We start from the raw sequence: 13,483 nt of genomic DNA on the forward strand, positions 1-13,483 counted from the left end.
CCATCGCCGAGCCCATGATTCCGGTGCCGAGTACGGCTACGGTCAGCTGAGACATGCTTCTCCCTTGATTGTCTCTGATCGAGCTGTTGTCAACCTGTCCTCGGTCGGCCACTCGCCAGGACACCCTCTGGCGCCCAGGCGAGTGGCCGCCCTTTGCACACGACCATAAGCGCCCGGCTCACTCGGAGGCCACGGCGCCGGCGATCCTGTACAGGGCGACGGCCAGGAGGAAGGCAAAAGCAGTCATGAGACTGGGGCCCCAGAAACCGGAGAGCCGGGTGAGAAGGTCGCCGCCGATGGCGCCGGAGATCGTGGCACCGAGGTACATCGCCGTGTTGGATAGCGAGGAGACGGTTCCTCGGGCTTGGCCGGCGTGGGCCTGCAACTGCCCCATGAGGACCGGCAGAAGGAAGCCGGCCACGACCAGGGCCGCGGCGAAGGCGACAACGGCGCCCCACATGGTGGTCACGATGAGCGGCATCGCAGCGGCCAGGAGGTAGAAGGCGCCCTGGATGAGGATGCCGCCCCACAGCGACCGCCGCTCACCGATCCTTGCAACGACCCGTGGACCGAGGAGTGAGCCCAGCGCCGTTCCCAGACCGATCATCATCATGGCCCTCCCAATGGTGGCCTGCGAGGCACCGAAGTCCTTGGCCAGCCAGGAGCCGATGAAGGAGAACGAGGCGTAGTTGCCGGTCTGGAACACGAGGTAGGCGAGGAGGGACCACCTCAGCACCCGCGAGCCGAGGACCCTGTGGTAGGAGCCGACAACGTCAGCAGGCTCCCCCACCGGCCGCACATGGGGGAACGAGAGGAAGAGGAGTCCCCACAGGATGACGCTGACCGCCGCGACCACGAGGAACGGCAGCTGCCAGCCTCTGATCGACAGGTGGGAGCCGATCGGCACGCCGGCAACCTGCGCAACCGCCAGTCCCGCGGTCGCATAGCCCATGACCTTGATGACGGACGGCCGGGGCACCGTCACCGGGATGGAGGCCCAGATCTGGGAGCTGACGAATGCGGCACTCACGCCGGCCAGGAAGCGGGCAGCGACCATACTCCAGAAGCTCCAGGCCAGGCCGCACGCGCAGGTGAAGACAACGAAGGCCGCCAGGCCGGAGAGGATGACTCGGCGTCGGTCGTGGCGGTCCGAGACGGGGCCGGCCACGAGGGCGAACAGCGCGTACCCCAGGGCGTAGGCGGAGACCAGCCAGCCTGCCCAGGACAGAGGGACGTCGAGCTCGCGCTGGAGCAGGGGCAGCAGGGGCGCGACGAGGAAGGTGTCGGTCCCGATGGCGAACATGGTGAAGAAGGACAGCCACCCCATGGTCGAGACGCGGACACCCGTCGGCGACGTCCTCTCGCCATCCACGGACACGGGCGATGAGCCACTCGTTTCTTCAGTCATCTCAAACCTCCTTAGTTCGATGTTTGACGTACTAAGAATTGTAGGAGACGATTCCCTCTGTCAACCTCCGTCCGGTGCGTGCCGGAGGCGAAGGTCGAGACAGAGAGGCAGGGACGAACCGTGAAGGACAGGGAGCTCTTCCACCCCGAGGCGGGCGATATCTCCCTGGACGCGATCCTGGGCGCCCTGTCCGACCCCATCCGCCGCGACGTCCTGCGCCGGATCGCCAGTGAAGGTGCCCTATACTGCGGGGACCTGAGCTACGACGTCGTCAAGTCCACGATGTCACACCACTTCCGGGTGCTGCGCGAGTCGGGACTCATGCACACCGAGCGCGAGGGCAAGCACCGGCGCATCACCCGGCGCGACGACGTCATCGAGCAGCGCTTTCCGGGACTTCTGGCCGCCGTCGGCCTGCCCGCCGGCAAGGGGCAGTGGCCGGACTGACGACCACCCGGGCGAGTACTCTGTCGGCACAAGGATGAGCCGCCGGCAACCTGCGAGGTGAGAGATGACCAGGCCGCGCAAGCCGATCGACCCGACTCGACGTCGCCGTTTGATGCGGACGGCACGCGCGATCTTTGCACTCCACGGGTACAACGGCGCCGCGCTGAGCGACATCCTCTCCGCCGCGGAGTTCCCTCGCAGCTCCTTCTACTACTTCTTCTCCGACAAGGCGACACTCTTCGACGCGGCATTCTCCGACGGACTGACCCTGCTCGCCGAGCGGGTGAGCCCACCCGATCCTGCGGCGCTGACCACTGAGTCCTTCTGGCCCGAGATCTTCTCCTTCCTCGACGAGCTGGCGGCAGCCAGTGGCGATGAGGATGTGGCAACAATCGCGACGCTCTTCCACATGCGGGACGCTCCACCGAGCGCCTCGCGCACCGGCTTCGAGAGGTCCGCCCGAGAATGGTGCACACAGACCGTCCGCACGGGCCGCGAACTGGGAGTACTGGACCAGGAGATTCCCGAGGACCTGCACGTTGATCTGGTGTGGAGCGTGGCCGTCACACTCGATCGGTGGCTGGCCTCACCGAGCGGTGAGGGGGCGGACGCTCGTCAATTGACGAGCATCCTTCTGACACGCCTATTCGGGGCGCCGTAGCGCTTCCCAACCAGACTCAAGAGACCGCCGCAAGCCCTGAACCTCTCACCCATTTGTGGACAACAGTGTCCATAAATGCTTACCATGCTCCTGTCCCAAGCCATTCGTGGTGACAGTGCGGTCCAGGAGGGATGTGACATGGCAAGTGCTCTTATCGCTGGAGCGACCGGATACCTCGGTCGACACGTTATCGCGGAGCTTCACGCTCGGGGACACCGCGTGCGGGCCGTCGTGCGAGACCGGGCACGCGCCTGCCGGAACGGACCATGGGACTCGCCGTCCCTGGACGGCCTGGTCGATGAGTGGGCCGTCGGCGACGTCACCGACCCCGACTTCACTCGGGACCTCGCGGCCGACATCGAGCACGTCATCTCAGCCCTGGGGGTGACACGTCAGAAGGCCGACCCGTGGCAGATCGACAATCTCGCCAACCGGGCGATCCTGGACTCGGCGCTGAAGCACACCGACTCCTTCACCTACATCAACGTCCTGAACGGAGATCGCTGCCCCGCCCAACTGACGCGAGCCAAGTCCGCCTTCGCACAGAGTCTGGAAGCCGCCGAGATCAACTCCCAAATCATCAATCCGCCGGCCTACTTCTCCGACATGATGGAGGTACTGGCGATGGCCAGACGGGGTCTAGTGACCGTATTCCGCCCAGAGGTGCGAATCAACCCGATTCACGGAGCGGATCTGGCGGCCTACGTCGTCAACCGGATGGAGGAAGGGAGCACCGGCGCCTGGGATGTCGGAGGGCCGGATACACTCACCTGGGAAGAGCTGGCGCACCTGGCCTTCGACGCCGTCGGGAAACGACCGCATGTTCTCGCCGTCCCGGCGTGGGTGCTGCCGCCGATGCTGGGACTCACGGGACTGTTCAACCCGCGCCTGGCCGACACCGCCCGGTTCACGACCTGGAACATGCTGCGCGACTGCGTGGCCCCCGCAACGGGCACTCACCACCTCGCGGACTTCTACGCCGATCACGCGCGCTGATGCCAACCGGACGGGTAGCTCGTCGCGAAGCCCCCAGCGCGCCCGTCGCCTGTCGCAGCTGACAGTGAGGCATCCGATACCGGCCCCTCAGGCAGGAACCTCGGTCCCTCCACGGGGTCGGCGAACGGCTCACTGCGAGGTGACCTCGACCTGCTGACGGGTGTTCCACCCCATCTTGCCACTGGTGACCATCCCCCAGAACCGCAAGGGGCGCAAGATGACGGCGGACCAGAGCGTCGCCATCGGAGACAGGAGCAGGCTGGCTCGCCGTTCGGAGTCGCTGGTGTCCGATCGCCACACGCTGAGATACCTCAAGCTCTGCACCAAGCCAATCGTGAGGGGCACGAGCACCACCGCCAGAGGGACACCGCCACCTGTGACGAGCGGACGCCAGAGCACCAGGTAGATGAAGACCGAGGTCACCGCCCAGATCTGCATCCACCCAATGGCCTGTCGCCACCAGCCCCATGAGAGGACCGGGAGGAAACGGATGCGCCAGAGCCCACGGATGAAGGAGCCGCGGAACCAGCGCACCTGCTGCCGATAGTGGTGACTCCACCGGTCGGGCATCCACGCGAAGGCGAAGGCCGAGGGCTGCTGGACGGTCCTGCCGTTGAGCAAGGCGAAGAGGGTCAGCATGGAGTCGTCGGAGAACTCCACGTGCCGTCCCAGATAGCGCTCGTTCATATAGGTGTCGATGTTCTCAGCCAGGATGCTGCACCGGTAGGCGGCCAGCCCGCCGGAGTCGACCATCACCGACCCGAGTCGCGACATGGAGGAGCGGTCGACGAGCTGCTGACCAACGAAGATCACGTCCGTCACGCGCGCCAGGAGATTCTCCCGGTTGTTGATCGCCAGGATGACGCCGGCAACCGACATGACCCGCGGGTCGCCGAAGGGCTGGACGATCTCATGGAGGGCCTCGGCGTCGAGCATGGAATCAGAGTCGACGGTCACGAACAGCTCGGCGTTGCGGATCTTCCTGAACCCGTGGACCTGGGCATGGCGCTTCCCCTCATTGGAAGTCCGTTGCCAGGTGGCGTAGATGCCAGCGATCGCGGCCTGACGGATGAACCAGTCCCGCTGTTCCAGATAGGTGCTCTGGGTCGAGCCGTCGTCGACGACGTGGATCTCGGCCGGCGGAGCGCTCTGGTGCAGCAGGGCGGACAGCATCCGAACCACCACATCGGGATCCTCGTTGTAGAGCGGGATGAGCACAGCGACCCGGAAGTCCTCGTCGCCGGCCACACGCCCCTCGAAGCATGCCAGCATCAGCTGGGCGGCAACAAGCAGGAAGAGGACGTCGAAGGTCCACACGGCCCACCTATCCAGATCATGATGCCAGCTGGCCAGCACGCGCCAGAACAACCACCCCACCAGAACGAGCGTCACCAGGATGACGGGAGGGGGCCCGCTGGCCCCCATGAGTGCCCGAGGCAGTCCGGTGGCATCGGCCGAGCGCTGCGCCTCGTCCGCCGTCGTCACGGGTGTACGCACGGTGAGCGTCCGGCTACCGCCCGCGCTGCGGTCACGCACCGCCCTGAGCCCCAGCCCGCGCTTGAACAGCAGCTTGACCACAAGGCAGGCCAGGAGGATGAGAAGGCAGCTGAGCACGACGAGCATTCCGAATGACCAAGACATGTGCGGCAGACTTTCCGTGTCGAGGGGCCTGATGGCAACAGTGCCTACCGAGAGCCGACAGCCGCGTACGCGAAGCCCGCGTTCCGCCAGGCCTCGGGATCCAGCGCGTTGCGCCCGTCGATGACGTTGCGCCTGCCGACCAGATCGGCCACCCACGAGGGGTCGCACCGGGTGTACTGGTCCCACTCAGTTGCCAACAGGACCAGGTCAGCCGCGGTCAGCGCCTCCTCGAGGTCGACGGCGACGTCGTAGGGCAGGTCGTCGTCGTGGACGAGAATCGGTGCGGCGGCGGGATCGGTCACCACCACGTGGGCGCCCTCATCGGCCAATTCGGCGGCGAGGGCCAGCCCGGGTGAGCACCGCATGTCGTCGCTGTCGGGTTTGAAGGCCGTTCCGAGCACGGCCACACGCGCCCGACTCACCGAGCCGCCGAGCATGCTCCTGGCCTTGTCCAGGGCCTGGTGGCGGGCATTCTCGTTGATCTGGTCCACCTCGGCGAGGAAGTTCAGTGCCTCACCGACGCCGAGCTCATCAGCCCGGGCCCGAAAGGCACGGATGTCCTTGGGCAGGCAGCCGCCGCCGAAACCGATCCCAGCCCGCAGGAAACGGCTGCCGATGCGGGCGTCCATCCCGATCGCCCGGGCCAATGCGGTGACGTCCCCACCGGCGGCGTCGCACACGCTGGCCATGGCGTTGATGAAGGAGATCTTCGTGGCCAGGAAGGCGTTGGCGCTGATCTTGACCAGCTCGGCGGTGGCGTAGTCCATGACGAGGCGGGGCGTTCCGGACTCGATGATGGGGGCGTAGAGTTCGTCCAGTACGGCCTTGGCCCGCTCGGCGTCGTCCGAGTCGACCGGGAGGCCGTAGACCATTCGGTCGGGCTGCAGGGTGTCCTCAACAGCAAACCCCTCTCGCAGAAACTCAGGGTTCCATACCAGGAGGGTGCCTGCGGCGGCAACGGATGGAGCCAGACGAGCAGCCGTGCCCACGGGAACGGTCGACTTGCCCACGACGACCTCGTCACCGTTGAGACACTTACCCAGATAGGGCTTCATCGCCTCAATGGCGCCCTCGACATACGTCAGGTCGGCCGCGCCGCCGGGGCCCTGCGGCGTACCGACAGCGATGAAGTGGACCCGTGCCCCGGCGATCGCCGAGAAGTCCGTGGTGAATGTCAGCCCACCGGTCTCAAGCCGCCGGCGGAGGATCTCAGTGAATCCCGGCTCATGAAAGGGGGCCCGCCCCTCGGACAGCGCCTCGATCTTGTCCCGGTCGACATCGACGCCGACGACGTGATGCCCCAGCTCGGCCATGGCGCAGGCGTGGACGGCTCCGAGGTAGCCGCAACCGATGACGGTGATGTTCATGTAGTCAATCCGTTCGTATCGGGAGTTTTAAGAAAATCGAAAGAGAAGGACCGGGAACGGGCTCTCGGGGGCAGCGCAAGACGGTGCTTCGGCCCGGACCGAGGTGGGCTACTGGCTGCGCATGATCTCCGGAACCGTCTTGACAGGCAGACCGGAATCGGCCACATGCTTCATGAACCTCTCGAAGTTGGCCGCCGTCACCGTCTCGGGAGCACCATCGGAGACGGCATCGATCCGATGGAAGACCATGTGGGTCCAGCAGCGGTACTCCTTGCACTGGGCCAGGGCCCGCACAACCTGGCGCTCGGTGGTGTAGCCGCCGCAGTAGAAGACACGGAGCCGGTACGGATCCCCCGGCGCAAGGGTCTCCTGGGCTACATCGATGGTGCGCAGCGAGTCGAAGTAGTTCCGGGCCACACGCAGGACGAGATCGTTGTAGCGCCCCATGGGCAGGGCGAAGTGGGCAGCGCCATCGCGGTACCCGTGACCGAGGAGGAAGGACCTGATCGTCTCGAACTCTCCACGCAGCGCCGTCTCGTCGAGCGTGGTGAGATCGGTCGAGGCGTGGGCGGCGATGTCCCAGCCGTGAACATCTCGCATCTCAGCAAGCTGGTCAATGCTCATGCGGCCCGGCAGCCCGACCTTGTCGGCAATCACGTAGGACGTCCCCGCGGGGATGCCATGGCGCTGCATGAGGACTCGGGCGGTGTTGTAGTCGCTGTCGTAGCCGTCGTCGAAGGAGATGGAGACGATGCCGCTCTCCGCCGTGGGCAGGGTACCCAGATACCCGAGCCATATCCGGCTCGGGGTGGAGTCGAGCCCGGGGACGACCCGCAACCGTACCCTCGTCACCCGCGCCATCGACGGACGGCCGACGACGGAGCGCGTCGCCGCACGATTGACGGTCACCCGGCACCAGGTACCGGAGCGCAGTGTGCGAACGTCGGGGGCAACGTCCAGGCGCAGACAGTTCTCGTCATCACCACCAAGCTCGAGCAGGATGCTTCCGATCTGCCGGTAGTCCTCGGCGCGGAGCCACAGATCCCACTGGCAGTCGGTCATGTCAACGCCCGGCAGGGCCAAGTCGGCGCTGGTGGGCCGTTGGAAGTCGCCGGTGGTGGTGATCTCCAGCGACTGGGCCCCACGGGCGTAGGTGGAGGTGTCGGGCCGTATGGAGCCGGCCTCGGAGGAAAGAACCCAGGCGTTGGGGTCCTGCATGTCAGACAGCACCGTCTGTCGCTGCCACAGGGGACTAATAACTGTCGAAGACAGGTTGCCCTCGGATTTTATTTGTATTTTTTCGGATGTAAGAGCGGTCGACGCGGCCCACACGAGGCCGCCCATCAGGAAACTCCGCCGCCCTGTCAGATCGCGCTGCATCAAAGGTGCTTCTCCACACAAAATTCCAGCTGGTCGATTTACCGCGAAGAATATATATCAAACCTTGATAATCGATCTGAGAAACTGTGTCGTGACTGAGAGCCACCGTATGCCGACCACCTCGAAAGTCGCTCACGCCCACGATCCAACCCCAATATCACCGAACATACGTGATTGAGATCACTGCACTGTTGCAGGAAACTGAGACTCCGCCATCGCCCATCGGCTACTGAGCCCGAGCCTAGAAGTGCCCCGGTCACACACCATCAATGCTTCCTCGGCGACACCGCTCGTTCAGGACTCAGACGAAGGCCGAGGCGAGGCGGGCGACGTCGGGGTCGGAGTCACGAGTCAACCGGCGAAGCCTCTCTTCGGCGGCTGCAACCGGAAGCTCGACGAGAGCCTGGGTCAGGCGCAGGCGCGCGGAGGTCCCGGCGGTAGGTGCAGCGAGCTCGTCGGTCAGAGCATTGACGATCCAGGACGCACGCTCGTCATCGTGACACAGCAATCCCAGCACCTCGGCCGCCTCCACATCGTGAGTGCCTTCAGCCACCATCGAGACAAGGACCGGGACGGCCTCGGTCATACCGCATCGCCCCAGCGCCAGAGCGGCGCAGTCGCGCACGGCCGCATCGGGGTCGTCGAGAGCCTGTGCGAGCACGGCGGTGGCGCCCGGCGCCTCGGGCATCTCAGAGATCGCCCGAACCGCGCGCCGTCGAATACCCGCATCCTCTGCGCAAGCACCCGCCCGTAGCGCCACCACCGCAGCACCGCCGGCTCGGGCGAGGGCCCAGCGTAACGCACCCGCAACGTCCGGCTCGGACTCGCTCAGAAGTGCTTCAGCCAGCAGCTCGACGGGGACCGGCGCTCCCGCAGATCGGATCAGAACGGCCTGCTGCCTGCGTGCGGCGCTTTCCGAGTCGAGGTCTCGCATCAGGTCAATGACGCGCAGGACATCGCGCCAGTCGGCAGGCGCGGAGGCGTCAATGGCCCGGAGTCGATCGAGCAGCTCGCGCTCCTGGGCCAGACGCTCCTCGGTGCACCGGATGAGATCACCGACGAGCGCGGCGGGCGTCAGGTTCGGGTCCTCCAGAGCGCGCCCTACCTGCTTGAGCGACAGCCCCATGGATCGAAGGCTCTCCACCTGGAAGATTCTGCGGACGTCCTCGGCGGAGTAGTCGCGGTAGCCGGCGGTGGTGCGACCCGTCGGCCGCACCAGGCCCAGAGCCTCGTAGTGCCGGAGCATCCGGGCACTGACTCCGGAGGACCGGGCCGCATCACCGATCAGCAATCCATCGTCTCCTGCACCCCCATGGGCTCAACCCTCGATTCAACTCCTACCATGCCCGCATCCGGCTCCTTCCCGCTTGACGCCCCGGGTGTGAGCATCAGCCTCGCCTCGGAGATGGCCGCCTCAAAGCCGCTCTCCGGATCCTGCCGGAGCAGCTCGGTGGCACGGGCATGCGCAGCCACCCTCGGATCGAGACTCTGTGCGGCCCTCTCCAGGATCGGCTCAATCATGTCACCCAGGTTGATCAGCTCCCGGCTCAGGCTCCGCTGGACGCCACGATCTCCACGACCGAGCTGGCGCACCAGCTCCTCGGCCAGAGACGCCTTCTCATCCTCCGGAACGAGGGCGACGGCGGTGCGCCAGGCGGTCCGCGCAACCCCGTCGTCGGGATCGTCAAGCATCTCACGGGTGATCCAGAGCCAAGCACTCTTGTCGCCGATCTTGGAGAGCGTATGCAGCGCCTGGCTGCGGGCCTGGTCGCCCCCTGAGCAGAGCTCCCGATGGAGCCGTGGCAGAACGATCTCCGACGGCAGACGGGTGAGCGCCCAGGAGAGCATGTCCCGAACGAAGAAGTCCGGCTCGATCGCGCAACGCTCGATGAGCAGCTCCGTGTAGTCGGCGTCGGCTCCAGACCCGACGGCCAGGGCCGCCTGCAGGCGGATCGAAGAGCTCTCAGCGCTCAGGGCATTCGCGACACGGGAGTCCTGCGGTGTTGTACTGGTCATCGGGACCACCTCCTGCTCCCAAGGAAAGGCCTTGTCACGATGTCAAGGTCAAGTCGTCCCTGCGGTCGACGCGCGTACGGGCACAGACCGACCCTACGGCCGCAGCCGGTCAATACTGGCCTCGACCATTCGCAGGGCCTGTCGCTTGAAGCCGGGGTCGGGGTTGATAAGCAGGTGGATGGCGAGGCCGTCCACCAGCCCGTGCAGCGCCGTCGTCTCCGCCTCGATATCGAGGTCCGGCGCAGTGAAGCCGGCGCCATGCAGCCTGGCGACCAGGCGCCGGCAGGCCTCCCGAACGATCTCATAGCTCTCATCCAGCACCTCTCGGACCCGAGCATTTCCCGGCGCCTCGGCGATGAGCGCGACGGTGACCTCCATCTCCAGGCGTCGTTCAGCGTCGAGAGGAAGGAGCTCCTCGATGACGGAGAGAACGAGCGCGCGCGGTTCAGGCTCGTCAAGATGGCGTTGGATGCGGACCCAGGCACGCTGCCCCACCAGCTCCGTGGCGTGTACGAGCAGCTCGGTCTTGCTGGGGAAGACGTGCCTGATGGAGCCGGTGGAGATCCCCGCTTCCGCGGCGACAGTGCGAATGGAGACGCCGCTGATGCCCTCGGCGTGAATCACTCGCCAGGTCGCCTCAGCGATCTCCTCCCGGCGCCTGTCGTGATCGATGAGCTTGGGCACGGCATCATGTTAGCGCGCGTATCTACCATAGTTTTATTAACTCATTCGCATTACCAAAGAGGGGGTGATATCCGCATCCAACAGAGCCGCCCTGCGTCTGGAGTGCCGCGACGGACGGGCTCACACGTGGACCACTACCGGACCGAGCGAACGTATTCCTCGATCACGACGCCGGACTCGAAGCGTCGACAACTCACCAGATCAAAGTTCTGCACGACAGCCCCAGCGGCACCGAACAGCCGCACACCGTCACCAAGGACGACGGGATTGCGCTTGAGAATGAGGCGGTCGATCTCGGGCAGCAGCTCTCCTGCGAGGTTCCCACCGCCGCAGAGGTAGATCGCAAGCCCCTCTCGACGCTTCAGCTCGCGCACTGTCGAGAGCGCGTCGGCAGTGAACGTCACACCATCCGGCGAGGCCGCCTCCGAGCGCGTTGCGACGAACTCGCTCAGGTGCGCATAGGGCCGCTCAATGCCGGCCGCCCGCGCGACGTCGTAGCTCGCCCGACCTTGAATGACCGTGTCGAAGCGATTTCCTGGCGGCTGCACGCCGAGCGCCGCGAGCACATGGGAGGGAAGCGCATCGGCGAAGTCACTCAGGTAGACGGCCATATGGTCGCCCTCGATGGGGAAGGCGTCGTAGCCGCCGTCCGGCGCGGCGATGTAGCCGTCGATGGACACGGCGACGTAGTAAACCAGTTCACGCATCATACCCTCAATCACTACTGCTGTCGTGGTCGAGGCGACCTTACCACGACATCGGTAGTAGTTGCGATAGAATGATGCCTATGGCTCGTAATGCTGAGCGACGCACGCTGCTCGCCGACGCCGCTGTACGGGTACTGGCCCAGCAGGGCTCGCGCGGTCTGACGCATCGGGCGATCGACACCGAGGCAGAGGTTCCCAAGGGCACGACCTCGAACTACTTCGCCTCGCGTGATGAGGTCATCGACGCGATCCTGCTCCGCATCAGTGAACGTCTGCAGCCCGATCCCGACATCCACGCGGATCTCGCCCAGCGGCCTCCCGGCGTTGAGCTGTTCACCGAGTACCTGCGCGACATCGTCCACCGACTGACAGGCGACCGCGATGCTGCGATCGCGCTCTTCGAGCTGCGGCTTGAAGCCACCCGTCGTCCGCACGTCGCAGAGGCACTCACCGCCTGGCGGCAAGCAGGGCTTCAAGCCGACATCGAGTTCAACGAGAAGATGAGTTTACCAGGCCGACCTGCGGACATCACGCTTTTCCACTACGCCCTTGACGGACTGCTTCTCGACCAGCTCACTGTTCCCGTGGATGAAACCGCCAACCCTGACGAGGTGGTGAGCGTCCTCGCCCACCGACTCCTCAGCGGCTGACACAATTCATCGGCTCAGCGTCACCGACGAACTATGGACTCCTCCCAGACTCCCCGGTTCACCCGAACCGCAGCCCATATCCTCATGCCCCTAGGGCCTCAGGACACTAACATGTCATGAGTCAGGTCATACGAGCACCTGACAGCTCCAATCGCCCAACGACAGAGGATCACATCATGCGACCGACCTGTCTTGAACGACTCATCACCGCCCTCACAGGCACAGACATAGGGGTTTACGAGGAAGAAGATTCTCTGTTCTTCAGCCGGGAACAGAACGTTCGTGGCGTCATGTTCTGGGACACCGACGGCCTGTGGCACATCGGATACCGAACTAGACGGGATGACGCCCCCACCGCCACTCTGAGCACCCCGCACCAGGACGTGGCCCTGCGCTGGCTGATTTGCCGCATCGCCAACAGATACCGCGAGAAACAGAAATGGCCCTACCTGCTTCCTCTGCGAACGGTCTCCGGTTTCGCCGCGGGTTGGAGCGCCGAGCAGACCTCTGAGCAAACCGTGGTCTACAGCATCAAAGCCACCGGTCGTCTCATCCGGCCCGACGGCACCCCGGTCGACATGGACATGACCACCGCGTTCCCCCACGCCCCGGAACTCGCGGCCCTCTCCCACCTCATGCACCTGACCCCCGGCCAGGTCCTGGACGCCTACCTCACCCCCGACGGCGGCCCCCTGAACCACCTCCTCGAACAGGGGGACCCCATCGCCACCATGGGACAGGATTTCCAACACCTGACCCGAGCCCGGGGTGGTCGCACCACACCCTGCGAGGACGGCTTCATCTTCCCAAACACATACTCTGACTGGGTTCCACATTTCTATATCGAGGACGGCTGCTGGCGCTTTGGCCACACCGAACGCGGCGAGAAAAGACCAGCAGAATTACTGAGCACCGACCGCGACACAGTACTGCGCTGGATAGCTCACGAATTGCTGAATGTCATGCGCTTCGACAAAGGATGGCCAAGCATCCTCACCTACAAAACCGATCCGGCCCTCCTACCCGGATGGCAGGTCCAAAAACTATACGACCACTACCAACACAGTAACCACGGACGCCTCATCAGCCCAGACAACATCCACCTACCAATGGTCATGAGCACCGTCTTCCCCCGTCACGAAAACCTCAACACACTCTCACACCTCATGCCCCTCACCCTCACGCAGGTGATCAACAGTTTCCTGGCAGAAGACGGCGGGAACCTGCACGATGCACTGGACCCCACCCCGGCCAGCACATGAGGTCCGATTCATCGCCGCGGATCCTGGCGGATGGCCAGGCGCGGTCCTTCCGGCTCGTTCATGTCGCGGCTCTTCGCATAGGAGACCAATTCTTGATCGACGGCCTCGTCATCGTGGCCTCCGCCGGCCGGGGCACCACACTCACACCGATCAACCCACGCAAGTAGAGTTCTGCCCCGCCGATTATCTCGGCGGGGCAGAACGCTGCTGTGGTGGAGCTAGGGGGATTCGAACCCCCGACCTTCTCATTGCGAACGAGACGCG

General features: G+C 65.0%; 13 protein-coding genes. 5 read left to right on the forward strand and 8 right to left on the reverse strand.

The annotated features are described in order from the left end of the window. Positions 1-178: 178 nt before the first annotated feature. Positions 179-1,408: an MFS transporter gene (locus RWR81_RS09890; protein WP_314457339.1), complete on the reverse strand. Its 1,230-nt coding sequence runs from the start codon at positions 1,406-1,408 to the stop codon at positions 179-181. A gap of 120 nt (positions 1,409-1,528) precedes the next feature. Here RWR81_RS09890 and RWR81_RS09895 point away from each other — a divergent pair, with 120 nt between their 5' ends. From RWR81_RS09895 to RWR81_RS09905, 3 genes are all read left to right on the forward strand, one after another. Continuing rightward, positions 1,529-1,855 (forward strand): helix-turn-helix transcriptional regulator, encoded by a 327-nt coding sequence (locus tag RWR81_RS09895; protein ID WP_075409150.1) that lies wholly within the window; start codon positions 1,529-1,531, stop codon positions 1,853-1,855. A gap of 64 nt (positions 1,856-1,919) precedes the next feature. Then, the gene (locus RWR81_RS09900; protein ID WP_314457344.1) at positions 1,920-2,516 is read left to right on the forward strand and encodes a TetR/AcrR family transcriptional regulator; all 597 of its coding nucleotides are present in this window, start codon (positions 1,920-1,922) and stop codon (positions 2,514-2,516) included. Positions 2,517-2,654: 138 nt separating this feature from the next. Further along, complete coding sequence (locus tag RWR81_RS09905; RefSeq protein ID WP_314457345.1) at positions 2,655-3,512, forward strand: NAD(P)H-binding protein; 858 nt, start codon at positions 2,655-2,657, stop codon at positions 3,510-3,512. Between the two features lie 129 nt (positions 3,513-3,641). Here RWR81_RS09905 and RWR81_RS09910 read toward each other — a convergent pair whose 3' ends face one another. From RWR81_RS09910 to RWR81_RS09940, 7 genes are all read right to left on the reverse strand, one after another. Continuing rightward, positions 3,642-5,153 (reverse strand): glycosyltransferase, encoded by a 1,512-nt coding sequence (locus tag RWR81_RS09910; protein WP_314457346.1) that lies wholly within the window; start codon positions 5,151-5,153, stop codon positions 3,642-3,644. Between the two features lie 44 nt (positions 5,154-5,197). Beyond that, entirely contained in the window at positions 5,198-6,520 is a 1,323-nt protein-coding gene (locus RWR81_RS09915) for a UDP-glucose/GDP-mannose dehydrogenase family protein (protein WP_314457347.1), read from the reverse strand. Between the two features lie 108 nt (positions 6,521-6,628). Further along, positions 6,629-7,738 carry a polysaccharide deacetylase family protein gene (locus RWR81_RS09920; RefSeq protein WP_314457349.1) on the reverse strand — a complete coding sequence of 370 codons (1,110 nt, stop codon included), beginning with the start codon at positions 7,736-7,738 and terminating at the stop codon, positions 6,629-6,631. Between the two features lie 463 nt (positions 7,739-8,201). After that, positions 8,202-9,191 (reverse strand): MerR family transcriptional regulator, encoded by a 990-nt coding sequence (locus tag RWR81_RS09925; protein ID WP_314457351.1) that lies wholly within the window; start codon positions 9,189-9,191, stop codon positions 8,202-8,204. After that, a complete protein-coding gene (locus RWR81_RS09930) occupies positions 9,185-9,916 on the reverse strand; it encodes a HEAT repeat domain-containing protein (protein WP_314457353.1) in 732 nt (243 codons plus the stop codon). The genes RWR81_RS09925 and RWR81_RS09930 overlap by 7 nt, the downstream gene beginning before the upstream one ends. Before the next feature lie 93 nt (positions 9,917-10,009). After that, on the reverse strand, positions 10,010-10,600 hold the full coding sequence (locus RWR81_RS09935) for a TetR family transcriptional regulator C-terminal domain-containing protein (protein WP_314457355.1): 591 nt from the start codon (positions 10,598-10,600) through the stop codon (positions 10,010-10,012). A 134-nt stretch (positions 10,601-10,734) separates the two neighbouring features. Then, positions 10,735-11,307: a dihydrofolate reductase family protein gene (locus RWR81_RS09940; protein ID WP_314457357.1), complete on the reverse strand. Its 573-nt coding sequence runs from the start codon at positions 11,305-11,307 to the stop codon at positions 10,735-10,737. 80 nt (positions 11,308-11,387) lie between these two features. On the opposite strand from RWR81_RS09940, the gene RWR81_RS09945 reads away from it, so the two are divergent. Both RWR81_RS09945 and RWR81_RS09950 read left to right on the forward strand, forming a co-directional pair. Then, on the forward strand, positions 11,388-11,957 hold the full coding sequence (locus RWR81_RS09945) for a TetR family transcriptional regulator (protein WP_314457359.1): 570 nt from the start codon (positions 11,388-11,390) through the stop codon (positions 11,955-11,957). Positions 11,958-12,340: 383 nt separating this feature from the next. Further along, entirely contained in the window at positions 12,341-13,219 is an 879-nt protein-coding gene (locus RWR81_RS09950; RefSeq protein WP_314457361.1) for a hypothetical protein, read from the forward strand. Positions 13,220-13,483 lie beyond the last annotated feature (264 nt).

Origin of the sequence: uncultured Actinomyces sp. (assembly GCF_963526355.1) — a bacterium.
Taxonomy (GTDB): Bacteria; Actinomycetota; Actinomycetes; order Actinomycetales; family Actinomycetaceae; genus Actinomyces.

Excerpts from the sequence above, each read along its gene's own strand:
- RWR81_RS09890 (WP_314457339.1), bottom strand. The coding sequence starts at position 1,408 with ATGACTGAAGAAACGAGTGGCTCATCGCCCGTGTCCGTGGATGGCGAG.
- RWR81_RS09900 (WP_314457344.1), top strand. The coding sequence starts at position 1,920 with ATGACCAGGCCGCGCAAGCCGATCGACCCGACTCGACGTCGCCGTTTG.
- RWR81_RS09905 (WP_314457345.1), top strand. The coding sequence starts at position 2,655 with ATGGCAAGTGCTCTTATCGCTGGAGCGACCGGATACCTCGGTCGACAC.
- RWR81_RS09910 (WP_314457346.1), bottom strand. The coding sequence starts at position 5,153 with ATGTCTTGGTCATTCGGAATGCTCGTCGTGCTCAGCTGCCTTCTCATC.
- RWR81_RS09915 (WP_314457347.1), bottom strand. The coding sequence starts at position 6,520 with ATGAACATCACCGTCATCGGTTGCGGCTACCTCGGAGCCGTCCACGCC.
- RWR81_RS09920 (WP_314457349.1), bottom strand. The coding sequence starts at position 7,738 with ATGCAGGACCCCAACGCCTGGGTTCTTTCCTCCGAGGCCGGCTCCATA.
- RWR81_RS09930 (WP_314457353.1), bottom strand. The coding sequence starts at position 9,916 with ATGACCAGTACAACACCGCAGGACTCCCGTGTCGCGAATGCCCTGAGC.
- RWR81_RS09940 (WP_314457357.1), bottom strand. The coding sequence starts at position 11,307 with ATGCGTGAACTGGTTTACTACGTCGCCGTGTCCATCGACGGCTACATC.
- RWR81_RS09945 (WP_314457359.1), top strand. The coding sequence starts at position 11,388 with ATGGCTCGTAATGCTGAGCGACGCACGCTGCTCGCCGACGCCGCTGTA.